This is a genomic window from Candidatus Devosia phytovorans (genome assembly GCA_029202405.1).
In the GTDB taxonomy this organism is placed as follows: domain Bacteria; phylum Pseudomonadota; class Alphaproteobacteria; order Rhizobiales; family Devosiaceae; genus Devosia; species Devosia phytovorans.
Genome location: CP119312.1, coordinates 446,218 through 470,112, shown reverse-complemented (window position 1 = coordinate 470,112; position 23,895 = coordinate 446,218). Strand labels below are relative to the sequence as shown.

Here is a 23,895-nt window from a genome sequence, read left to right as displayed (position 1 = left end):
CCCAGGGCCCGCCTTCTTTTGTTTCAGCTCTGCTTTCAATGTCCTGATCCAATTTCCATCCGGAACTCACCATGCCCCTCAAGCTCAACGTCAAGCCAGGCGAGCGTCTCTTCGTGGCCGGCGGCACCATCGAAATCGCCTCCGAAGGCACGATCAGCGTCGTTCTCGACGGACAGGTCGTCGTGGTCCGCGAGACCGACTATCTGCACCAGTCCGAGGCCAACACCCCGCGCCGCCAGATCGTCTGGGCCCTGCAGGAGGCCTATATCAACGGCGACCCCAGGTCCTATACCGATGCCCTGGCCGCCGCGATGTCGCAGGCCGGTACGGCCCTCAACGGTCCGGCCGCCGATATCTGGGCCGACCTCAGCGTAAAGATCCTCGAAGGCGAACTCTTCAAGGCCCTCAAGGCCGCCCGCAAATTCGTCCTGCTCGCCGAAGGTTTCCCTGATTGGCCCAGCCTCGTCGCCTCGGGCCCGGCACAGCAGGAACCGCAGCCGCCTGATCGCCCTCCCCTCCAACAACAAAAAGGCCGCCGGGATCACCCGGCGGCCTTTTCCAATCGCAGCTGGTCCGAAAAATCAGGCCGAGCGGTTCTTGTTGTAGAGATCGAAGAACACGGCTGCCAGCAGCACCACGCCCTTGATCATCTGCTGCAGGTCGATGTTGATGCCCATGATCGACATGCCGTTGTTCATGACGCCGAGGATAAAGGCGCCGATCACCGCCCCGGCCACCTGGCCGACACCGCCCAGCGCCGAAGCACCGCCGATGAACACGGCCGCGATCACGTCGAGCTCGAGCCCTTGGCCCGCTTTTGGCGTCGCCGAATTGAGGCGCGCCGCATAGATCATGCCGGCAAGAGCTGCCAGCGCACCCATGATGACAAAGACGTAAAAGGTCATGCGTTCGGTCTTGATGCCCGACAGGGCCGCCGCCTTGAGATTGCCGCCGATGGCATAGATGCGACGGCCAAAGGTCATCCGCTTGGTCAGGAACACAAAGCCCGCGACCAGGATTGCCATCACCACCAGCACGTTCGGCAAGCCACGATAGCTTGCCAGCATATAGGCAAAGAACAGCACCATGGCCGCGATGACGAGGTTCTTGACCACGAACAGCGCGAAGGGCTCGCTTTCGTAGCCACGCGCCTTGCGACGCGAACGGCCACGGATGGCAAAGAACACCATGGCCACGACGCCGATGATGGCGATGACCATGGTCGTCGTATGCAGCGCCACACCCGGTACAGCGGCTACGGCTGCCACACCGTCACTGGCGGGCACGGCCGCAACGGCCGGCGACAGCACGGTCGGCCCGATCAGGTCAGGAATGAAGCCGGCCGACAGCAGCTGGAATTCGGCCGGGAACGGACCCACCGACTTGCCGGCGAGGATCGCCAGCGACAGGCCCTTGAAGATCAGCATGCCGGCCAGCGTCACGATGAACGACGGGATTTTGTGATAGGCTATGAGATAGCCCTGCGCCGCGCCGATCGCCGCACCCACAACCAGACAGATGGCGCCGGCAACAAAGGGATTTGCGAGGAAGGCAAATTCCGGCGGGAACTTCCAGCCCACCATCAGCATGGCCGCAAGAGCGCCGACGAAGCCGGAAACCGAGCCGACCGACAGGTCGATATGGCCTGCCACGATGATGAGCAGCATGCCCAGCGCCATCACGATGATATAGCTGTTCTGCAGGATGATATTGGTCAGGTTCACCGGCTTGAACAGCACGCCGGCGGTAAAGTACTGGAAAAACACCATGATCAGGATCAGGGCCAGCAACAGGCCATAATCCCGCATATTGGCCTTGAGCGCGCCGAAGACGGAGAGCTCCTTGGGCTGCGCCGCAGCGCTCGTGGGTGCGGTTTCGGTGGTCATGATGCCTTCCCTTCGGCGCGGACGATTGCGCGCATGATCTTTTCCTGGCTGGCCTCGCTGGTCGGCATTTCGCCTACGAGACGGCCTTCGTTCATTACATAGACGCGGTCGGTAATGCCGAGCAGCTCGGGCATCTCCGAGGAGATGACGAGCACGGCTTTCCCCTGCGCCGCGAGTTGATTGATGATGGTGTAGATTTCGTACTTGGCACCGACATCGATGCCGCGTGTCGGCTCATCCAGGATCAGCACATCCGGATTGGAGAACAGCCACTTGCTGAGCACCACCTTTTGCTGGTTGCCGCCCGAGAGATTGCCGGTGACCTGATAGACGCTCGACGAGCGGATATTGGTCTTTTTGCGATACTCGTTGGCGACGTCCATTTCCGTCATGTCGTCGATGACGCCATATTTGGAAATGCCGAACAGGTTCGCCAGCGTGGTGTTGTGCTTGATATGGTCGATCAGGTTGAGACCATAGGTCTTGCGATCTTCCGTTGCATAGGCCAGCCCATTGGCGACGGCCTTCTCGACGGTCGAGGTATCGATCTTCTTGCCATGCACGTAGACTTCGCCGGAGATCTTCTGGCCATAGGATTTGCCGAAGACGCTCATGGCAAATTCCGTGCGCCCCGAGCCCATCAGCCCGGCAATGCCCACCACTTCGCCCTTGCGGATGTTGAGCCCGATATTCTTGATCACCTGGCGGTCGCGATGCTGCGGGTGGTAGACGCTCCAGTTCTTCACCTCGAACACCACCTCGCCCACATTGGGCTCGCGCGGCGGATAGCGATCATCGAGCGAACGACCCACCATCAGCGTGATGATACGGTCCTCGGAAATGTCTTCCTTGTTGAGGGTCTCGATCGAACGGCCGTCGCGGATCACGGTGATGCGGTCGGCCACCTTGGAGATTTCGTTCAGCTTGTGGCTGATCAGGATCGACGTGATCCCCTGCCGGCGGAATTCCATCAGCAGGTCCAGCAGCGCCGCGCTGTCCTTTTCCGACAGTGATGCCGTCGGCTCGTCAAGGATCAGCAGCTTGACTTCCTTGGCCAGCGCCTTGGCGATTTCCACCAGCTGCTGCTTGCCGACGCCGATATGGGTGACCAGCGTATTGGGATCTTCCGTAAGACCCACCATCGAGAGGAGCTTGCGCGCGCCGTCGCGGGTTTCGTCCCAGTCGACGACACCGCCCGTGGCCTGCTCGTTGCCCAGAAAGATATTTTCGGCAATCGACAGCAGCGGCACCAGCGCCAGCTCCTGGTGGATGATGACGATGCCCTTGTGCTCGCTGTCACGGATCGACTTGAAGTGCTGCACTTCGCCCTTGTAGACGATTTCGCCGTCGTAGCTGCCGGAGGGATAGACCCCGCTTAGCACCTTCATCAGCGTCGACTTGCCGGCGCCGTTTTCACCCACGATGGCGTGGATTTCGGCTTCCCTCACATTCAGGTTCACATCCGACAGCGCTTTGACGCCGGGGAAGGTCTTGGTGATGCTGCGCATCTCCAGAATTGTATTGCTCATGCCTTGCTTTCTCGTACTCACCCGGGCGTCGCCAGCATCAGATGCACCTGGCGCACTGGCCCAGTGACGGGAAAGGGCCCCGCGCTGCCGCGGAGCCCCAATTTTTGAATTAAACCAGAGACTTACTGGATGTCTTCCGGCTTCAGGTAACCCGAGTCGATGACCAGTTCCTGATAGTTGGTGGCATCGACTTCATAGGGGGTCAGCAGGACCGACGGCACGACCTTGACGCCATTGTCATAGGTGGTGGTATCGAGGTTTTCCGGCGTGCCGCCCGAAACCAGCGTGTCGACGAGGTCGGCAGTGGTCTTGGCCAGTTCGCGGGTGTCCTTGTAGATGGTCGAATACTGCTCGCCGGCAATGATCGCCTTGACCGAGGGAGCTTCCGCATCCTGGCCCGAGATCACCGGCCACGGCAGGTCAGCCGAGCCATAACCAACGCCGCGGAGCGACGAGATGATGCCGCGCGACAGGCCGTCATAGGGAGCCAGCACGCCCTGGACAGTCGAACCGTCCGAGTAGTTGGCCGACAGGATGTTGTCCATGCGGGCCTGTGCAACGGCACCGTCCCAACGCAGGGTACCAACGGTGTCCATGCCCTGCTGGCCGGACTTCACGACGATGTCGCCCGAGTCGATCATCGGCTGCAGGACGGACATGGCGCCGTCATAGAAGAAGAAGGCGTTGTTGTCGTCCGGCGAACCGCCGAACAGTTCGACATTCCACGGCTTGGTGTCGGGGAAGCGTTCCTTGAGGCCCTTGACGACCGAATTGGCCTGCAGCACGCCAACCTGGAAATTGTCGAACGTGGTGTAGAGGTCAACGTTTGCGGTGTCGCGGATCAGGCGGTCATAGGCGACAACCTTGATGCCGGCATCGGCGGCCTGCTGCAGCACGGCGCTGAGCGTGGTGCCGTCGATCGAGCCGATCACGAGAGCCTTGGCGCCCTTGGTGACCATGTTTTCGATCTGGGCGAGCTGGTTCGGGATGTCGTCTTCTGCGAACTGCAGGTCGACAGTGTAGCCCTTGCCTTCGAGAGCGGTCTTGAGCTCATTGCCGTCCGAGATCCAGCGCAGCGAGGACTGGGTCGGCATGGCAATGCCGATGATACCCTTGTCCTGGGCGAAGGATGCGGTGGAAGCGGTCAGCGCCATTGCGCCGACAGCCAGCACGGTGGCAAGCGTCTTGATAATCTTCACGTCTCGACTCCCTTTGATATTTCGAGTTCAGAAGCTTTGGATGGTCGTCAGGAGAGAGGCCTGGGCGGACATGTGCGCATCGGACCGGCGGCTGCAATAAGCCTTCGACACCATCAGGTGCTCTGCCGATCTGTCTTGCATGAAGTCCTCCTGCTTGACGGCTGCTGCCGCCCGGGCCCTCCCAAGCCCACGGCGCGGAAACTAGGATAATCAGATAGGGCTGTAAAGCCGATTCCCGGACTGCCCTTGATTTTTTTCGATTCTCGAATATTAACGATAGCGCCGGTTTCCGGGCGATTGTGCCGAACACCATCCCCGATAAACCTGCCCGTGCCCAATGAGGTACGTGCCCGGAATAGATTGCGAAGCAACGCCGGATGAGGAAAGGTATCAGATACCTTTGGAGGGAACGTGAGCAATTCAGAAGGGGCCTATGCCCCCGATCAGCCAACGGCTGCCATGGCTGTCGCCGATACGCTGGCCCGCATCATCCTGGGTGAAATGAGCCCGGGCACCAGTCTGCCCAGCGAAGCCGACCTCGCCAGCCAGTATGACGTCAGCCGCCTCACCATCCGCGAGGCGGTCAAACTCCTCGAAGGCCGGGGCCTGCTCGCCATCGCCCGTGGGCGCAGGGCCGTGGTGCGCGAACCGACCGGCGCCGCCTTCACCGACTTTCTGACCTCGGTCATCCGCTACGATCCGAAGGGCCTGTTCGACCTCATCGAGGTCCGCCTCTCGCTCGAGGTCCAGTCCGCCACCCTTGCCGCCAAGCGCGCCACCCGCGCCGGCATCGCCGCCGTCGAAAGCGAACTGCAAGGCATGCGCGACACCATCGGCGAGCCCGGCGAAACCATGACGCATGACCAGGAAATTGCCTTCCACACCCATGATGTCGGCTTCCACGAAGCCGTGGCTCTGGCCAGTGGCAATCGCGTCCTCGGCTATCTCTTCGAGGCCATGGCCGTCCCCCTGCGCGAGGGCTTCTTCATCAGCCGCCGCGGCCACGAGCAGCGCGGCCATACCCTGCACGACACCATTATCGCCCATCAGCGCATCCTCGACTGCATCAAGGCCGGCAATGGCCGCGCCGCCGCCGAAGCCATGCGCGTGCATCTGAAAGACACCGAGCGCGACATTCGCTCGGCCCTGAGCAAGCTCGCACTGGGCAAAGGTCCACCCATCTGAACATAAGCCCTTGCGGCTTGTGCCAGCATGGCCGAATAATCCGCGCCAAAATCCAGGGCGACCCATGGCGCAGAGAATTGAGACTTCGAGCAATCGACTGGACGACGCCGCCCGCGCCGGCTGGCTCTACTATGTCGCCGGCAACACCCAGGAAGAGATTGCATCCAAGCTCGGCATTTCGCGCCAGTCCGCCCAGCGCCTGGTCTCGCTCTCGGTCAGCGAGGGCCTGATCAAGGTCCGGCTCGATCACCCGATCGGCCGCTGCATGGACCTGGCCACCCGCATCAAGTCCCGCTACGCCCTCGACCTCGTCGAGATCGTGCCATCCGACCCGGCCAGCGACTCCACCATCAATGGCGTGGCCCAGGCCGCCGCCGCCGAAATCGAGCGCTGGCTCAAGCGCCCCGACCCCATCACCATGGCGATCGGCACCGGCCGTACCCTGAAAGCTGCCGTCGAACAGCTCATGCCCATGGAGGCGCCGCACCACAAGGTGGTTTCCCTCACCGGCAATATCGCCCCAGACGGCTCCGCCGCCTATTACAACGTCATCTTCAACATGGCCGATACGGTCAAGGCCCGCAGCTTTCCCATGCCCCTGCCGGTCATCGCCTCCTCGGCCCGCGAGCGCGAATTGCTGCATGCTCAGCCGATGATTCGCGACCCTCGCCCTCGCCGCCAAGCCGACGTCACCTTCATCGGCCTCGGCGACATCGGCCCCCAGGCGCCGCTCTATCTCGACGGCTTCATCTCTGACACCGAGCTCAAGGCCCTGCAAAAGGCTGGCGCTGTCGGCGAGATCTGCGGCTGGAGTTTCGATGCCGATGGCAAGCTCATCGAAGGCATTACCAATGACCGCGTCGCCTCCGCTCCCCTGCCCTCTCGGGAGAAGTCCCTGGTCGTTGCGATCGCCATGGGCAAGCGCAAATTGCCCGGCATCCGCGCCACCCTCAACCGGCGTCTGGTGAACGGTTTGATAACAGACGAACGCACCGCCGAAGGCCTGCTGTCGGACTGACAACTCCCTGATTTCCCAAGTTTAATCACCGGTGTGGCAGCACCATTGCCCTATGGCCGATACGCATTTCACGCATAGCCCGCTTGACACTGCTGCATGACATGTGAACATTTGCCCATCACCGAAACAAATGCCCGTTTCGGTTACGGGAGGAATATCGATGAAACTGACACCCATTCTCGTGGGCGCGTTCACCCTTGCGCTGGCAGCCTCTGCCTCGGCGCAGACGCTCACCATTGCCACCGTCAACAATGGCGACATGGTCCGCATGCAGGGCCTGTCCTCGGCCTTCACCGAAGAAACCGGCATCGAACTCAACTGGGTCGTGCTGGAAGAAAATACCCTGCGCCAGAACGTAACCACCGACATTGCCACCAATGGTGGCCAGTATGACGTGATGACCATCGGCACCTACGAAGCCCCGATCTGGGCCAAGCAGGGTTGGCTGAAGCCCCTCGATGGCCTCAGCGCCAATGCCGACTATGATGTCGATGACCTGCTCCCCGCTATCCGCGATGGCCTCTCCTCCGAAGGCAAGCTCTACGCAGCCCCCTTCTACGGCGAGAGCTCCTTCATCATGTACCGCAAGGACCTGATGGAAAAAGCCGGCCTCGAAATGCCCGAAGCCCCGACCTGGGAATTCATCGGCGAGGCCGCCCGCGCCATGACCGACCGCTCCGCCGACATCAACGGCATCTGCCTCCGCGGCAAGGCCGGCTGGGGCGAGAACATGGCCTTCCTCACCGCCATGTCCAACTCCTTCGGTGCCCGCTGGTTTGACGAAAACTGGAAGCCCCAGTTCGATCAGCCGGAATGGAAGGCAACGCTCGACACCTATTTGTCGCTGATGACCGACGCCGGCCCGGCCGGTGCTTCCTCCAACGGCTTCAACGAAAACCTGACCCTGTTCCAGCAGGGCAAGTGCGGCATGTGGATCGACGCCACCGTCGCGGCCTCCTTCGTGACCAATCCCGATGACTCCACCGTTGCCGATCAGGTCGGTTTCGCCCTCGCCCCCGATACCGGCCTTGGCAAGCGCGGCAACTGGCTCTGGGCCTGGTCGCTGGCCATCCCCGCTTCTTCGCAGAATGCCGAGGCTGCCGAGCAGTTCATCGACTGGGCAACCAATAAGGAATACCTGGCGACTGTCGCCGAACAGGACGGCTGGGCCAACGTTCCCCCGGGCACTCGCACCTCGCTCTATGAGAATGCGGACTACGAGGCTGCCGCGCCTTTCGCCAAGATGACGCTGGAATCCATCAACGCCGCCAATCCGAGCGAACCCACCGTCAAGCCGGTGCCTTATGTCGGCGTCCAGTTCGTCGCCATTCCCGAGTTTGCCGGTATCGGCACCAATGTCGGCCAGCTCTTCTCGGCCGCCCTTGCTGGCCAGATGTCGGCTGACGACGCCCTGGCCCAGGCTCAGGACGCAACCACCCGCGACATGACCCGCGCTGGTTACATCAAGTAAGACTTCCTTCGGAAGACTTTCCCGCCCGGTCAAAGGTCCCCTCTGGAGACCGGGCGGTTCCCTCTCCGGAACTCCACGGGCCGGACGCTTGCGCCCCGCCCTGTCGCCCTTGCCGCTGGAGCAGCCGCTAAATGGCCACCGCACAGACCCGAACGCTTTCCCGCATCATGATGGCGCCGGCCGTTATCGTCCTGCTGATCTGGATGATCGTGCCGCTGGTCATGACCCTGTGGTTCTCCTTCCAGAATTACAGCCTGATCAACCCCATGATGACCGGCTTTGCCGGTTGGGCGAACTATCTCTACGTCATCGGTGACCCAAGCTTCACCCAGTCGCTGGTCAATACGATGATCCTGGTCGGTGGCGTGCTGGTGATCACCATCGTCGGCGGCACTTTCCTCGCGCTCCTCCTCGACCAGCCCATCTGGGGCCAGGGAATCCTGCGCATCATCGTCATCTCGCCCTTCTTCGTCATGCCACCCGTCGCGGCGCTGATCTGGAAGAACGGCTTCATGCACCCCGGCTACGGCATGCTCGGGCATCTGTGGAAGTTCTTCGGCCTGCAGCCGGTCGACTGGTTCAACCAGTATCCGCTGTTCTCGGTCATCGTTATCGTCGCCTGGCAATGGCTGCCCTTTGCGACCCTGATCCTGCTCACCGCCCTGCAGTCGCTTTCCGAAGAGCAGCGCGAGGCGGCCGAGATGGATGGCGCCAATGCCATCAACCGCTTCTACTATATCATCCTGCCGCATATGGCCCGCTCGATCACCATCGTGATCCTGATCCAGACCATCTTCCTCCTCGGCATTTTCGCGGAAATCCGCGTCACCACCGGCGGCGGCCCCGGCTATGCCTCGACCAACATCGCCTTCCTCGTCTTCCGCACCGGTATTCTGAGCAATGACATCGGCGCCGGTTCCGCGGGCGGCGTGGTCGCCGTCATCATCGCCAACATCGTCGCCTTCTTCCTGATGCGAGCGGTGGGGAAGAACCTCGATGCTTGACCTGGCCAACAGCATGCATGGGGAAGCGCAGTCCCGTCCCCACCCCCGGTGTCATCCTTCGAACCGTCCCTTGGGCAAATCGCTCCTGTGGAGCGATTTGAGGAGAGAAGGCCATGAGGGCTATGCCCGAGTGGCACATGGCCTTGAGCCGGGACCCATCCCGAGATCGCTCCACGGCCGCAAGGTCGCAGCATCGGCGCACGAACCCCGCACGGCACAGATGATCATGGCGGAGAAGCATTAAATGGCACGCAACGTCTCTGTTCAGACCCGCATCGGCTTCACCGCTCTCGCCTGGGCCATCGCGCTCCTGCTCTTCTCGCCCATTCTCTGGGTGGTTCTCACCGCCTTCAAGACCGAAGCCGAAGCCATCGCCAACACGCCGACCTTCTTCCCCCAGACCTTCACGCTGGAAAACTTCGGCGCCGTGCAGGATCGCTCCGACTATTTCAAGCACGCCACCAATTCGATCCTGGTCTCGGTCGGCTCGACCCTGCTCGGCCTCATCATCGGCATCCCCGCCGCCTGGGCCATGGCCTTCGCGCCCACCAAGCGCACCAAGGACGTCTTGATGTGGATGCTCTCCACCAAGATGATGCCCGCCGTCGGCGTTTTGATCCCGATCTACCTGATCTTCCGCGACCTGCGCCTGCTCGACACCGTGCATGGCCTGACGCTGATCATGACCCTGATCAACCTGCCGATCATCATCTGGATGCTCTACACCTACTTCAAGGAAATCCCGGTCGACATCCTTGAAGCTGCCCGCATGGATGGTGCCGAGCTCTGGAACGAGATCGTCTACGTCCTCGTCCCCATGGCGGTGCCCGGCATCGCCTCGACGCTTCTGCTCAATGTGATCCTCGCCTGGAACGAAGCCTTCTGGACCATCACGCTGACCTCGGGCCGTGCTGGCACGCTCACCGCCTTCATCTCCTCCTTCTCCAGCCCGCAGGGTCTCTTCCTTGCCAAGCTCTCGGCGGCATCCCTGCTGGCTATCGCGCCGATCCTGCTCATGGGCTGGTTCAGCCAGAAACAACTCGTCCGCGGCCTCACCTTCGGCGCTGTTAAGTAAAAGGACTAATCCAGATGGGCTCTATCAGTCTCAAGAACGTCAAGAAGTCCTTCGGCGAGGTCCACATCATCCCGGACATTTCGCTCGATATCAAAGACGGCGAATTCGTCGTCTTCGTCGGGCCCTCGGGCTGCGGCAAGTCCACCCTGCTGCGCCTCATCGCCGGCCTCGAAGACACCACCGGCGGCACCATCCTGCTCGATGGCCAGGACATGACCAAGGCGCCACCGGCCCGGCGTGGCCTTGCCATGGTGTTCCAGTCATATGCGCTCTATCCGCATATGACCGTCAGGGACAACATCGCCTTCCCGCTCAAAATGGCCAAGGCGCCCAAGGAAGTCATCGACCAGAAGGTCGAATATGCCGCCCGCACGCTGAACCTGAGCTCCTATCTCGACCGACGCCCGCGCGCCCTCTCCGGCGGCCAGCGCCAGCGCGTCGCCATTGGCCGCGCCATCGTGCGCGAGCCCAAGGCCTTCCTCTTCGACGAGCCCCTATCCAACCTCGACGCCGCGCTTCGCGTCAACATGCGCCTCGAGATCACCGAGCTGCACCAGCAGCTCAAGACCACCATGATCTACGTCACCCACGACCAGGTCGAAGCCATGACCATGGCCGACCGCATCGTCGTGCTCAACGCCGGCAATGTCGAACAGTTCGGCTCGCCGCTCGACCTCTACAAGAAGCCCGCCAACCGCTTCGTTGCCGGCTTCATCGGCTCGCCCAAGATGAACTTTGTCGACGGCCCTGAGGCATCCAAGCACAACGCCCATTCCATCGGCGTCCGCCCCGAACACGTCGCCATCTCCAAGACCGCCGTCCCCGGCGCCTGGAAGGGCAAAGTCGGCGTCGCCGAACAGCTCGGCAGCGACACTTTCCTCCACGTTCATGTCGACGGCATGGAACTGATGACCGTCCGCACCGACGGCGACCAGACCTTCAACCACGGCGACGACGTCTACCTCACGCCCGACCCAACCCGCATCTACAAGTTCGATGCCGCCGGCAAGGCTCTCTAACAGACCAATCGGCTCCTGCGTCCCTCCCCCTATCAGGGGGCGGCCAGGAGGGGGTACCCACTTAGATAAAAGACTCGGTCGAAGGACCAAGACCATGACCACCAAGCTATCCGCCGCCGCCCTTCCCGAGATCACCACAGCTGCTGTCCCAGCCTACGACCGCAATGCCTTGAAAGCCGGCATCGTCCATTTCGGTGTCGGCAATTTCCACCGTGCCCACCAGGCCGTCTATCTCGACGATCTCTTCGCCACCGGCAGCGACCACGACTGGGCGCTGATCGGCGCCGGCGTGCGCGACGCCGACGAAGCCATGCGCCAAAAACTCAAGGCGCAGGACTGGCTGACCACCGTGGTCGAACAGGAAGCCGACAGCAGCGCCGCCCGCATCACCGGCGGCATGATCGACTACCTCAAGCCCGGCGACACCGCCGCCATCATCGAGCAGCTCGCGGACCCCGCCATCCGCATCGTTTCCCTCACCATTACCGAGGGCGGCTATTACATCGACCCCGCGTCCCAGAAGTTCGATCCGGCCCATCCCGACATCGCCTGGGACGCGAAAAACATCGAGACGCCGAGAACCGTCTTCGGCCTCATCGTCGCCGGCCTGCGCCTCCGCCGCCAGCGTGGTCTCGTGCCCTTCACCGTCATGAGCTGCGACAACATCCCCGGCAACGGCCACGTCACCCAGAATGCCGTTCTGGGCCTCGCCCAACTGGTGGACCCGGTCCTCGCCGCCGAATGGCGCGATACCGTCGCCTTCCCCAATGGCATGGTCGATCGCATCACCCCCGCCACCTCACCCCGCGAGATTGCGCTCCTCGCCGAAAATTTCGGCATCGACGACGCCTGGCCGGTCTTCTGCGAAAACTTCAAGCAATGGGTGCTCGAAGACAATTTCCCCGCCGGTCGCCCGGCGCTGGAAAAGGTTGGCGTGCAATTCGTCGACGACGTCGCCCCCTACGAGCACATGAAGATCCGCATCCTCAACGGCGGCCACGCCACCATCGCCTATCCGGCCGGCCTGATGGACATCCACTTCGTGCACGAGGCCATGGAGAACGATCTCGTCTCCGCTTTCCTCACCAAGGTCGAGCAGGAAGAAATCATCCCCATCGTCCCCCCGGTGCCCGATACAAATCTCGAAGACTATTACGCCCTCTGCCAGACCCGGTTCTCCAATCCCAAGATTGGCGACACCATCCGGCGCCTCGCCCTCGACGGCTCCAATCGCCAGCCCAAATTCATCATTCCATCCGCACTCGACCGCGTTCAACGTCAACAGTCTGTTAACGGATTGTCACTCGTGAGTGCCCTTTGGTGCCGCTATTGCTACGGCACGACCGACAGCGGCGCCGTCATCGAACCCAACGATCCCAGCTGGGACCGCCTGACTGCCCAGGCCAAACTGGCCAAGGAAAATCCGAGCGCCTGGCTCGCGATGAGTGACATCTACGGCGACCTCGCCAACGACCCGACCTTCATCGCCGCCTTCACCAAAGCCCTGACAACGCTCTGGGAAATCGGCACCAAGGCAACCCTGGAGCGCTATCTGGACAACGACCTCTAGCCGCGCTTGCGCAGCCGGTTCCGCACCGACCGCGCCATCGCCCCGAGCTCGCTTAGTCCCGGAACCCGGTCCCACCATTGCCCCTGCGCAATGTCGCTGCGCGACGGCCTCTGAAAGGCAATCTCGGGACTAGCCATCAGCGTTTCCAACCCTAACTCCTTGCGCGCCCACGAATAAGATCCATCGACATGCATCGGCCCGCCGGCCGGATCCCCCGCCGGCCGGCCCAATTGCGCCGCCAGATAATCCGCCACCGCGCCGATCCTGTCACCGCGGATGGCGAGAAAATGCGTGCACCCTATACCCATGTCCTGCGGCACCCGGGCGAGCCCTGCCGCAACGGCATCGATCTCGCCAACCCGTCCCCCGCCATAAAACACATCCCACCGATCCCGTTGCAATTGCTCGACAATCTCCGACAGCCGCGCCATAAAATCTTCAGAAAAGCTGACATCATCCTCCATGATCAGCAGTCGTTCCGGCGGTCTCTCCGCATTCTGCTGCAGGATGGCAAGGTGGCTGAGAAAACATCCCCGCGCGCCGATACTCTCGAATTCGCCCCGATCCGCCGGTTTGACCGCGTCGAACCACTCGATCCGTCCCAGGTCAAACCTGATCCGCCTGAACTCGCTCGCCATTTCCTGGCGACGGTCTGTGCGCGAGCGCAGGTTGATCACCTGAATACGGTCAAAGTAATTCAACGGATGATCGACCAAACCTTCTGCAACTGCGCTCTCTACCATCTTGCCACCCATCATTGCATCCGCAAATCAACAGTCTCCCGGATATTTTGACAAGGCAATACTTTATAAACGACAGTGTTAGGACCACAATCCGCCTCCTCGCAGAAGCGGCGCCCCCATCACTCATTTCCCATAGCCATGCCGAACGCGGTCGTCTAACGTCCCCCAAATTGAGAGAGAGGGCGCCATCTTTGACGCAAAGCCTCCTAATGGCAGTGGATGTGGGTACGGGGAGTGCCCGGGCGGGGGTGCTGACGGCGGAGGGCAAATTGCTCGCCCGCGCCGAACACGCCATCGCCATGAACCGTACCGACGCGAACCACGCCGAGCACAATAGCGAGCAGATTTGGCAGGCCACCTGCGCCGCCATCCGGCAGGCCATGACCGAAGCAAAGGCCCGTCCGGAACAGGTCGCTGGCCTGAGCTTTGACGCCACCTGCTCCCTTGTCGTCCGCGATGTCCAGGGTCAGCCCGTCACCGTCTCCACCAATGGCGAAGACCGCTGGGACACCATCGTCTGGCTCGATCACCGCGCCCTAGACGAGACCGATGAGGCCAATTCCACCGGTCATGAAGTGCTCAACTATGCCGGTGGCGTCATGTCCCCGGAAATGGAAGTGCCCAAGCTCATGTGGCTCAAGCGCCATATGCCGCAAAGCTGGTCACGCGCCGCCATGATGTTCGACCTGGCCGATTTTCTATCATGGAAATCAACCGGTTCGCTCGCCCGCAGCCAGTCGACCCTCGTCTGCAAATGGACCTATCTGGCCCATCGCGACACACCCTGGCAGTCCGATTTCCTCGTCCAGGTCGGCCTCGAGGACATGCTGGAAAAAGCCGCCCTGCCGGCAAAAGCCAGCCCCGTCGGCGCCGATCTCGGCCCGCTGACCGAGGAAGCCGCCGCCGACCTCGGCCTCACTACCAACTGCCAAGTCGGCGTCGGCCTCATCGATGCTCATGCCGGCGCCCTCGGCGTCCTCGGCGCCTTCACCCATGATGTCGGCACCATCGACCGCAACCTGGCCCTCATCGCCGGCACCTCCAGCTGCGTCATGGCTTTGTCTGCCGAAGACCGCCCTACCCAGGGCGTCTGGGGTCCCTATTTCGGCGCCGTCCTGCCCGGCGTCTGGCTCAATGAAGGCGGCCAGTCCGCCACCGGCGCCCTGCTCGATCACATCATCCGCTGGCATGGCGCCGGCGGCGAACCGACCACGCAGATGCATCAGGCCATCGCCACCCGCATCATGCAATTGCGCGAAACCGAGGGCCTCGCCCTCGCCCACCGCCTCCACGTCCTGCCCGATTTCCACGGCAACCGCTCACCCCTCGGCGACCCCTTCGCCCTCGGCGTCATTTCGGGCCTCACCCTCGACAGCGATTTCGACTCGCTCTGCCGCCTCTACTGGCGCACCTGCGTTTCCATCGCGCTGGGCGTCCGCCACATCCTCGAAACCCTCAACACCCGCGGCTATGCCATCGACACGCTGCACGTCACCGGCGGCCACACCAAAAATCCAATCCTGATGGAGCTTTACGCCGACGCCACCGGCTGCACCGTGGTTGAATCTTCAGCCAAGGACGCGACCCTTCTCGGCATGGCCATGGTCGCCGCCACCGCCGCCGGCCTCTATCCCAGCCTCGACGCTGCCTGCCTCGCCATGCAGCAGGGCGGCACCGCCCGCGCCCCCGATCCAGCCGCCCGCCCGCAATTCGACAAGGACTACGCCATCTTCCTCGAAATGCTGAAGCAGCGGCAGGTCGTGGACGACATGACTTGAAGTGCCACGCCCTCGTGGTTCGAGGCTTTGCGATGCAAAGCACCTCACCATGAGGGCTGTTGCAGCGTCGCGTTCCCAGTAGCCCTCATGGTGAGGTGCGAGCCCTCGCGAGCCTCGAACCACGAGGGCGTGGCACCTATCCACCGCCCGCAAACCCCGCTAAGCTCCTACCCGGGAAGTCAAAATCTGTGGCCTGAAGCGAGCGACCTGAGCGCATGTCGATCAAAGCCGCCGTCTATCATCTGACGCACTACAAGTACGACCGTCCGGTCGTCCTCCAGCCCCAGATCATCCGGCTGCAGCCCGCGCCCCATTCCCGCACCAAGGTGCTGAGCTATGCGCTCAAAGTCTCGCCCGGCCTGCATTTCACCAATGTGCAGCAGGACCCTTACGGCAATTTCCTGACCCGCTTCGTCTTTCCCGAGCCCGTCACCGAGCTCAAGATCGAAGTCGAACTCGTCGCCGACATGACGGTCTACAATCCCTTCGACTTCTTCGTCGAAGAAGTGGCCGAGACCTTCCCCTTCCGATATCCGGAAGACCTGCGCGACGACCTCTCCATTTATAGCAAGCCCGAGCCGGCCGGCCCGCTGCTGCAGAAATTCCTCGACGGCATCGACAAGACGCCGATGAATACGGTCAATTTCGTCACCGCCATCAACGCCTCCATCCAGCAGCACATCGCCTATATCGTCCGTATGGAAACCGGCGTCTGGACGCCCGAGGAAACCCTCGGCAATGCCAGAGGCTCCTGCCGCGATTCCTCCTGGCTGCTGGTCCAGATTTTGCGCCATCTCGGCTTTGCCGCCCGCTTCGTCTCCGGCTATCTGATCCAGCTCAAGCCCGATCTAGTGTCGCTCGATGGCCCCGCCGGCACCGATCACGATTTCACCGATCTGCACGCCTGGTGCGAAGTCTATCTGCCGGGCGCCGGCTGGGTCGGCCTCGACCCGACCTCGGGCCTCCTGACCGGCGAGAGCCACGTCCCGCTGGCCGCAACACCGCATTACCGCAATGCCGCGCCGATCTCGGGCTTTGCCTCCTATGCCGAGGTCGATTTCGCCTTCGACATGAAGGTCACCCGCGTCGCCGAACATCCGCGCATCACCAAACCCTTCTCCGATGCTTCCTGGGATCAGCTCGACGCCCTCGGCCATCAGGTCGACAAGGTGCTCGCCGACAATGACGTTCGCCTCACCATGGGCGGTGAACCAACCTTCGTTTCCGTCGATGATTTCGAAGCCGACGAGTGGAACACCGGCGCCGTCGGCCCCACCAAGCGCCGCCTCGCCGATGACCTGATCCGTCGCCTCCGTCAGCGCTTCGCCCCCAACGGCATGCTGCATTACGGCCAGGGCAAGTGGTACCCCGGCGAAAGCCTGCCACGCTGGACCTTCTCGCTCTACTGGCGCCTCGACGGCAAGCCGGTCTGGAGCGATGAAAAGCTCATCGCCCGCGAAGGCGTCGAGACCAGCGCCACCCACGACGACGCGCGCAAATTCCTCGACAGCTTCGCGCGCAATCTCGGCCTCACCGGTGAAACCATTGCCGAGGCCTATGAAGACCCTGGCGAATGGCTGCTCAAGGAAGCCAACCTCCCCGCCAATGTCGATCCCGCCAATTCCGAACTGGCTGATCCCGAAGCCCGTTCGCGCATAGCGAAAGTCTTCGAACGCGGCCTGACCAGCCCCACCGGCTATGTCCTGCCCGTCCAGCGCTGGAATGCGACAGCCTCCAGCCCCTGGCTCACCGAAGTCTGGAAGACCCGCCGCGGCAAGCTCTTCCTCGCCCCCGGCGACAGTCCCGCCGGCTATCGTCTGCCGCTGAGCTCGCTCAAACATCTCAAGCCCACCGCCTATCCCCATGTCGTGGCTCAGGATCCCGGCGAACCGCGCGGACCCCTGCCCGATCCGGTGGAAGTGCTGGCTCGCCAGAAGACCGGGCTGCAAGCTGATCCCCGCGCCCAGGCCACTGCCGATTTCACCGCGGCCAGTGAACAGCAGGATCGCACCGAACAGGTCATCAGCGAGATCGAGGGCGAAGTGCGCACGGCCGTCACGGCCGAAGTACGCGACCATCGTCTTTGCGTCTTCCTGCCCCCCGTGGAAAAGCTCGAAGACTACCTCGAACTCGTCGCCGCCACTGAAGCGGCCGCGAAAGACATCGGCATGCCGGTGCATCTCGAAGGCTATGCGCCGCCACATGACCCGCGCCTCAATGTCATCCGCGTCGCGCCCGATCCGGGCGTCATCGAGGTCAATATCCACCCCGCTTCGAGTTGGGATGATTGCGTCGCCACCACCTCCGCCATCTATGAGGAGGCACGCCTCAGCCGGCTCGGCGCCGACAAGTTCATGATCGACGGCCGTCACACCGGCACCGGCGGTGGCAATCACGTCGTGGTCGGCGGCGCCACGCCGCATGACAGCCCCTTCCTGCGCCGCCCCGACCTGCTCAAGTCGCTGGTCCTCCATTGGCAGCGCCATCCGGCCATGAGCTATCTGTTTTCGGGCCTCTTCATCGGCCCCACCAGCCAGGCGCCGCGCTTCGACGAGGCCCGCCACGACAGCCTCTACGAACTCGAAATCGCCATGGCCCAGGTGCCTCACCCCGCCTCGGGTGAACCTGCACCCCTGCCCTGGCTGGTCGATCGCCTGTTCCGCAACCTGCTCGTCGATGTCACCGGCAACACCCACCGCTCCGAAATCTGCATCGACAAGCTCTTCTCGCCCGATGGCCCCACCGGCCGGCTCGGCCTGGTGGAATTCCGCGGCTTCGAAATGCCGCCCAATGCCCGCATGTCGCTGGCCCAGCAGGTGCTGATCCGCGCGCTGATCGCCCGCTACTGGACCGATCCCGCGGATGGCGGCTTTGCCCGCTGGGGCACGACCCTGCATGACCGCTTCATGCTGCCCCACTATGTCTGGCAGGATTTCCTCGACATCATCGCCGATCTCGACCGCCACGGCTTCAAGCTCGATCCCGCCTGGTTCGCCGCCCAGCTCGAATTCCGCTTCCCCTTCTGTGGCGAGGTCGAATACGAGGGCGTGCACCTCGAACTACGCCAGGCGCTCGAACCCTGGCACGTCATGGGCGAACAGGGCGCCATCGGCGGCACGGTGCGCTTCGTGGACTCTTCGGTGGAGCGTCTGCAAGTGAAGTTGGAGGGCATCAACCCCGAGCGCTATGCCGTCGCCTGCAACCAGCGCCCCGTCCCGCTTCGCCCCACCGACAAGGCGGGCACCGCCGTTGCCGGCGTCCGCTACAAGGCCTGGCAGCCCGCCTCGGGCCTCCATCCCGTCCTGCCGGTCAACACGCCGCTGGTCTTTGACATCTATGATCGCTGGACCCAACGCCCCGTTGGCGGCTGCGTATACCATGTCGCCCATCCCGGCGGCCGCAACTACGAAACCTTCCCGGTCAATGGCAATGAAGCCGAGGCCCGCCGCCTCGCCCGCTTCGTGCCGCAGAACCATACCGCCGGTGGTTACATGTTGAGGGACGAAAAGCCTGCGGACGAATTCCCGCTGACGCTTGACCTGCGCCGACCGCCACGATTTTGGTAGCGCATGCAAATGCCAAGACAAAAAAGTCGCGGAAAGAGCCCTGACAGCCCCAGCATCATTGCTGATTACCGGCTGCAGCCCGGCATTCCCGACGAAATGATCGACCCCCAGGGCAATATCCGCCCTGGCTGGTCGCAACTGATGGCCGAGTTCGACAAGCTCGGACCGGTCGAACTCGCCGCCCGCTTCGAGCGCGCCGATCAATATCTGCGCGATTCCGGCGTCTTCTATCGCAAATATGACGGCGCCGAGGGCAAGGAGCGCGACTGGCCGCTGGCCCACGTGCCCCTGCTGATCGACGAAGCCGACTGGTCGCGCATTTCCACCGGCCTGATCCAGCGCGCCGAACTGCTCGAAACCGTCATCGCCGATATCTATGGCGACAATCGCCTGGTCCAGCAGGGCCTGCTGCCACCAGAACTCGTCGCCCAGAACGGCGAATTCCTGCGACCTCTGGTCGGCGTCCGCCCCGTCAGCGGCCACTACCTCCACTTCTGCGCCTTCGAACTCGGCCGTGGCCCCGATGGCGCATGGTGGGTGTTGGGCGATCGCGCCCAGGCGCCCTCCGGCGCCGGCTTTGCACTGGAAAACCGCGTCGCCACCACCCGCGCCCTGTCCGACATCTATGCGGAGATGAACGTACAGCGCCTCGCCGGCTTCTTCCGCGATTTCCGCGACACGCTCTTTGCCGATGCCAAGCGCGGCGACGGCCGAGTCGGCATCCTCACCCCCGGCCAGCTCAACGAAACCTATTTCGAACACGCCTATATCGCCCGCTATCTCGGCCTCATGCTGCTCGAAGGCGAGGACCTCATCATCGAGGACGGCAATGTCATGGTCCGCACCGTGGCCGGTCCCAAGCCGGTCAGCGTGCTCTGGCGCCGTATGGATGCCAGCTTCGTCGACCCGCTCGAACTGCGCTACGACAGCCGCATCGGCACGCCCGGCATGGTCGAAGCCCTGCGCCACGGCTCGCTCTCGATCATCAATGCCTTGGGCACCGGCCTGCTCGAAACTCGCGCCCTTGCCGCCTTCATGCCGCGCCTCGCGCAAAAGCTGCTCGGTCAGGACCTGCTGCTGCCCGAAATCGCCACCTGGTGGTGCGGCCAGCCCGGCGAACAGCGCCATGTACTCGACAATTTCGACAACCTGCTGATCGGTCCGGCCTTCGCCACCACCCTGCCCTTCGATGACCTGCGTGGCACCGCCCTTGGCTCGTCCATTCCGCCGGAACAGAAGGCCGCCCTCCTCGACCGCATCCGCGCCAATGGCGCCAATTACGTCGGCCAGGAGCCGGTGCAGCTCTCCACCGCCCCGGTATATGTCGATGGCAAGCTGCAGCCCCGCCCGATCACCCTCCGCGTCTTTGCCGCCCGCACCGAGCACGGCTGGACCATCATGCCCGGTGGCTTTGCCCGCGTTGGTTCCAATCAGGACACCTCCGCCATCGCCATGCAGCGCGGCGGCCAGGCTGCCGACGTCTGGGTGCTCTCTTCAAAGCCCGTCGAACAGGTCTCGCTCCTGCCCCAGGATGGCCAGAAGCTGGTGCGCAATGCCCACGGCAGCCTGCCCAGCCGCGCCGCCGATAACCTCATCTGGCTCGGCCGCTACGCCGAGCGCTGCGAAGCCACGGTCCGCATCCTGCGCGCCTACAACGCCCGCCTCGCCGAACTCAGCAAGTCCGACCTGCCCATCCTCACCCATTGCGCCGACTTCCTCGACAGCATCGATGTCGACGCCGGCGAAGCCATGCCGCAAGGCCTGCTCTCCTCAATCGACAGCGCCGTCCATTCCGCCGGCCAGATCCGCGACCGCTTCTCGCCCGATGGCTGGCTGGCGCTCGATGACCTGCAAAAGACCGCCCGGCGCTTCGCCACCCGCGTCAAGCCGGGCGACGACGCCACCCGTGCCATGACCGTGCTGCTGCGCAAGCTGGCCGGCTTTTCCGGCCTCGTGCATGAAAACATGTATCGCTTCGCCGGCTGGCGCTTCCTCGAACTGGGCCGCCGCCTCGAACGCGCCATCCAGATCGCCCGCGTCGTCAGTTGGCTGACGGCGAAGGACGCGCCCGACGGGTCGATCGAAATGCTGCTCGAAATCGGCGATAGCGTCATGTCGCACCGCCGCCGCTATTCGGTCAGCGCCGGCACGCAAAGCGCCATCGACCTGCTCGCCCTCGATCCGCTCAATCCGCGATCGGTCATCTTCCAGATCACCGAACTGCGCACCCAGATCGAAATGCTGCCCGGCGGCGTCGAGGAGGGCCAGCTCTCCTCGGCCGCCAGGGTCGCGCTCCAGATCGAGACCGAACTGCGCACCGCCGATCCCGCCGACATGACGCCCGAACGGCTCGACAAACTGGCTGCCGATATCGGCATGCTGGCCGGTCTCGTCGCCGCGGCATACTTTGTGTAACCGCCATGCTCTATGATGTCCGCCTCGCCCTGCACTATGACTACGACGCCACGGTGCATGGCGGGCGGCATCTGATCCGCGTCGCCCCGGTGACCATTCCCGGCGTGCAGCGCGTCGTCGCCTCTGGCCTCTCCTTCGACCCCCGCCCGCAGCGCGAAAACACCTTCACCGATTTCTTCGGCAATTCGGTCACCGAGCTGACCTATGCCACCCCGCATGACCATCTCGAGATCAAGCTGACCGCCCGCGTGCTGGTGGAAGAGCTCGCCTCCCCCGCCGATCTCTCGCCCACCCGCGACGCCCTCAAACAGGAAATCGCCCGCTTCTGGTCCGTCGAGCCCGACAGCCCGCATCATTTCCTCGCCGCCTCGCCGCGCGTCCAGCTCGTTCCCGCCATCACCGACTATGTCGAGGACGTCACCGCCGGCAGCGCCTCGGTCCTTGCCGCCGCCAATGCCCTCTGCATGGCTATCCACCGCGACTTTGCCTACGATCCCAAGGCCACCGACGTCGAAACCAAGCCCGCCGAAGCCTTCGCCCTGCGCAAGGGCGTCTGCCAGGATTTCGCCCATGTGATGATCGCCGGTCTCCGCGGCGTCGGCATTCCCGCCGGCTATGTCTCGGGCTTCCTGCGCACCATCCCGCCCCAGGGCAAGCCGCGCCTTGAAGGCGCCGATGCCATGCATGCCTGGGTGCGTGTCTGGTGCGGCAGCCATCTCGGCTGGGTCGAATTCGACCCCACCAATGCCATGATCGCCGGCGCCGACCACATTTCCATCGGCCATGGCCGCGATTATTCCGACATTTCCCCAATCGTCGGCGTGCTCAAGACCCACGGCTCGCACGAGACCACCCAGTCGGTCGACGTCATCCGCGTCGAATAATCTCTGGAGCCTCTCCGGAACCAAATGATCTGACGCCCCGTTACTTGGCCACGCACAACAATGTGCAAACAAGCAAGCGGAGATGGTCATGACCAACATGGAGATCAAGGCGCTGGAAAACGCAGGCCGCACCTCAATGGTGTGGACGGAAGGCTATGATGGGCAAACCCATTACGCCGATGTGTTCAAGGCCCTCGCACCTGCCCTGTTGATCCTGTCCATCGCCGCCGGCCTGCTCGTCGCCATCCTCTAGGATCAGCGGCAACGAAGCGTCACAAGAACAAAAAGGAGAGCTACCATGGGCTTGGGTACAATTCTCATCATCATCCTCATTCTGCTGCTGATCGGCGCATTGCCCAATTGGGGTTATTCGCGCGGTTTCGGCTACGGCCCGTCCGGCATCCTGGGCGTCGTGCTGATCGTCATTCTGATCCTTGTCCTTATGGGCAGGATCTAAAGCCAAACCGGTCCTGCCGGTAACAAAACAGGCGCAGCCAGTTTCTGGTTCTCACTCATGAGAAGCGCCCGCGGGTCGAAAGTTGCCCCCCTTTCACCCGCCCCTTGCCACCCCAATGTGCTTCGCGCGCATTGGGGTGTCTTCTTGTGTGGCCGCACCACTTTCACGAAAACCGACCGCCGCTTTTCCGGATTGAAAGCGCAACCAGCGACAAGCGCCCGCATGTTCTGGGAACCACAGGGATTTCCGCACGTTTAGCCCGCATCTTATCAAGGAGCGTCATAATGGCCAGCACTTCCGACCTCGCACCCGACCGCAAGCCCGCCGCAGCCCGAGCTGCCCGCGCCAGTTCCAAGATCCGCGAAGAGCAGCTCGAGGACCAGATCTCCCAACTGCAGGACGACCTCAAGTCGATCGCGGCCACGCTGGCCAAGCTGAGCAATGACAAGGTCAATGAGGCCAAGGCCGTTGCCAAAAGCGAGGTGCATCACCTCCAGCGCCAGGCCGAGCATGTCGTTGAAGACGTGCAGGAAAAGGCCAGCGACATCGAACAGCAGCTTAAGGCCACCATCCGGGAAAAGCCCCTGACGGCGGTCGCCAGCGCAATCGGCATCGGCTACGTGCTCGCGCTCCTGTCGCGACACTAAGTGCCATGAACCTTCTGGTTCCTCTGGCTGGCCTGCTCGGTATCGAAATCGAACACATTACCGAGCGGGTCCGCAATGCCATCATCCTCAATGTGGTGATCGCGGTCTTCGCGCTGCTCGGCGTAGGTTTCCTGCTCTCGGCCGGCTTCATCGCCGTTGCTGCCGAACTGGGCTCGCTCTATGCCGCGCTGATCTTTGGCGGGGTATTTCTGTTCCTCGCGCTCGCCGTCTATCTCGGCAGCCTGATCGGCAAGGGCCAGCACAAGCGTGCCGTGGCCGAAAAGCGCCGGTCGAGCGAAACCAGCGCCTTCATGACGACGGCCGCCGTGACCGCCCTGCCTGTGCTGCTTAAATCGCCGCTCGTGCGTAAATTTGGCATCCCGGCCGCCGCCATCGCAGCCTTCATGCTGGCCCGCAGCGGCGACAAGTCCGACTAGGCATTTGCATTG

Annotated in this window: 20 protein-coding genes; 15 read left to right on the top strand and 5 right to left on the bottom strand. The window is 62.9% G+C overall.

Annotation, left to right across the window (positions count from 1 at the left end):
- Positions 1–35: 35 nt before the first annotated feature.
- The 4 genes from P0Y65_02265 to chvE all read right to left on the bottom strand — a co-directional run bounded on the left by P0Y65_02265 (position 36) and on the right by chvE (position 4,614).
- A complete protein-coding gene (locus P0Y65_02265) occupies positions 36–545 on the bottom strand; it encodes a hypothetical protein (protein ID WEK05100.1) in 510 nt (169 codons plus the stop codon).
- Positions 546–581: 36 nt separating this feature from the next.
- Positions 582–1,886 (bottom strand): sugar ABC transporter permease, encoded by a 1,305-nt coding sequence (gene gguB, locus P0Y65_02260; GenBank protein ID WEK05099.1) that lies wholly within the window; start codon positions 1,884–1,886, stop codon positions 582–584.
- Positions 1,883–3,415, bottom strand: coding sequence for a sugar ABC transporter ATP-binding protein (gene gguA / locus P0Y65_02255; GenBank protein WEK05098.1), 1,533 nt, complete (start codon positions 3,413–3,415; stop codon positions 1,883–1,885). The genes gguB and gguA overlap by 4 nt, the downstream gene beginning before the upstream one ends.
- 122 nt (positions 3,416–3,537) lie before the next feature.
- Positions 3,538–4,614, bottom strand: a complete 1,077-nt coding sequence (gene chvE / locus P0Y65_02250; GenBank protein WEK05097.1) for a sugar ABC transporter substrate-binding protein — start codon at positions 4,612–4,614, stop codon at positions 3,538–3,540.
- A gap of 411 nt (positions 4,615–5,025) precedes the next feature.
- Between chvE and P0Y65_02245 the strand changes: the two genes are divergently transcribed.
- From P0Y65_02245 to P0Y65_02215, 7 genes are all read left to right on the top strand, one after another.
- Positions 5,026–5,799: a FadR/GntR family transcriptional regulator gene (locus P0Y65_02245; protein WEK05096.1), complete on the top strand. Its 774-nt coding sequence runs from the start codon at positions 5,026–5,028 to the stop codon at positions 5,797–5,799.
- A 64-nt stretch (positions 5,800–5,863) separates the two neighbouring features.
- Entirely contained in the window at positions 5,864–6,817 is a 954-nt protein-coding gene (locus tag P0Y65_02240) for a sugar-binding transcriptional regulator (GenBank protein ID WEK05095.1), read from the top strand.
- Between the two features lie 160 nt (positions 6,818–6,977).
- Positions 6,978–8,288, top strand: a complete 1,311-nt coding sequence (locus P0Y65_02235) for a sugar ABC transporter substrate-binding protein (GenBank protein WEK05094.1) — start codon at positions 6,978–6,980, stop codon at positions 8,286–8,288.
- A gap of 131 nt (positions 8,289–8,419) precedes the next feature.
- Positions 8,420–9,292: a sugar ABC transporter permease gene (locus tag P0Y65_02230; GenBank protein ID WEK05093.1), complete on the top strand. Its 873-nt coding sequence runs from the start codon at positions 8,420–8,422 to the stop codon at positions 9,290–9,292.
- A gap of 244 nt (positions 9,293–9,536) precedes the next feature.
- Entirely contained in the window at positions 9,537–10,367 is an 831-nt protein-coding gene (locus P0Y65_02225) for a carbohydrate ABC transporter permease (GenBank protein WEK05092.1), read from the top strand.
- Between the two features lie 14 nt (positions 10,368–10,381).
- Complete coding sequence (locus P0Y65_02220; protein WEK05091.1) at positions 10,382–11,386, top strand: ABC transporter ATP-binding protein; 1,005 nt, start codon at positions 10,382–10,384, stop codon at positions 11,384–11,386.
- A gap of 94 nt (positions 11,387–11,480) precedes the next feature.
- The gene (locus tag P0Y65_02215; protein ID WEK05090.1) at positions 11,481–12,956 is read left to right on the top strand and encodes a mannitol dehydrogenase family protein; all 1,476 of its coding nucleotides are present in this window, start codon (positions 11,481–11,483) and stop codon (positions 12,954–12,956) included.
- On the opposite strand, the gene P0Y65_02210 is transcribed toward P0Y65_02215, so the two are convergent.
- The gene (locus P0Y65_02210; GenBank protein WEK05089.1) at positions 12,953–13,714 is read right to left on the bottom strand and encodes a glycosyltransferase family 25 protein; all 762 of its coding nucleotides are present in this window, start codon (positions 13,712–13,714) and stop codon (positions 12,953–12,955) included. The genes P0Y65_02215 and P0Y65_02210 overlap by 4 nt on opposite strands.
- A gap of 194 nt (positions 13,715–13,908) precedes the next feature.
- Between P0Y65_02210 and P0Y65_02205 the strand changes: the two genes are divergently transcribed.
- The 8 genes from P0Y65_02205 to P0Y65_02170 all read left to right on the top strand — a co-directional run bounded on the left by P0Y65_02205 (position 13,909) and on the right by P0Y65_02170 (position 23,883).
- Positions 13,909–15,477, top strand: a complete 1,569-nt coding sequence (locus P0Y65_02205) for an FGGY-family carbohydrate kinase (protein ID WEK05088.1) — start codon at positions 13,909–13,911, stop codon at positions 15,475–15,477.
- A gap of 215 nt (positions 15,478–15,692) precedes the next feature.
- Positions 15,693–19,043, top strand: coding sequence for a transglutaminase family protein (locus tag P0Y65_02200; protein ID WEK05087.1), 3,351 nt, complete (start codon positions 15,693–15,695; stop codon positions 19,041–19,043).
- Positions 19,044–19,052: 9 nt separating this feature from the next.
- Positions 19,053–21,458, top strand: a complete 2,406-nt coding sequence (locus P0Y65_02195; GenBank protein WEK05086.1) for a circularly permuted type 2 ATP-grasp protein — start codon at positions 19,053–19,055, stop codon at positions 21,456–21,458.
- Between the two features lie 5 nt (positions 21,459–21,463).
- Positions 21,464–22,342, top strand: a complete 879-nt coding sequence (locus tag P0Y65_02190) for a transglutaminase family protein (protein ID WEK05085.1) — start codon at positions 21,464–21,466, stop codon at positions 22,340–22,342.
- Between the two features lie 88 nt (positions 22,343–22,430).
- Complete coding sequence (locus P0Y65_02185; GenBank protein WEK05084.1) at positions 22,431–22,595, top strand: hypothetical protein; 165 nt, start codon at positions 22,431–22,433, stop codon at positions 22,593–22,595.
- Between the two features lie 45 nt (positions 22,596–22,640).
- Positions 22,641–22,799, top strand: coding sequence for a DUF3309 family protein (locus P0Y65_02180; protein ID WEK05083.1), 159 nt, complete (start codon positions 22,641–22,643; stop codon positions 22,797–22,799).
- 284 nt (positions 22,800–23,083) lie between these two features.
- Positions 23,084–23,446: a DNA gyrase subunit B gene (locus P0Y65_02175; protein WEK05082.1), complete on the top strand. Its 363-nt coding sequence runs from the start codon at positions 23,084–23,086 to the stop codon at positions 23,444–23,446.
- 5 nt (positions 23,447–23,451) lie between these two features.
- Positions 23,452–23,883: a hypothetical protein gene (locus P0Y65_02170; GenBank protein WEK05081.1), complete on the top strand. Its 432-nt coding sequence runs from the start codon at positions 23,452–23,454 to the stop codon at positions 23,881–23,883.
- Positions 23,884–23,895: the final 12 nt, after the last annotated feature.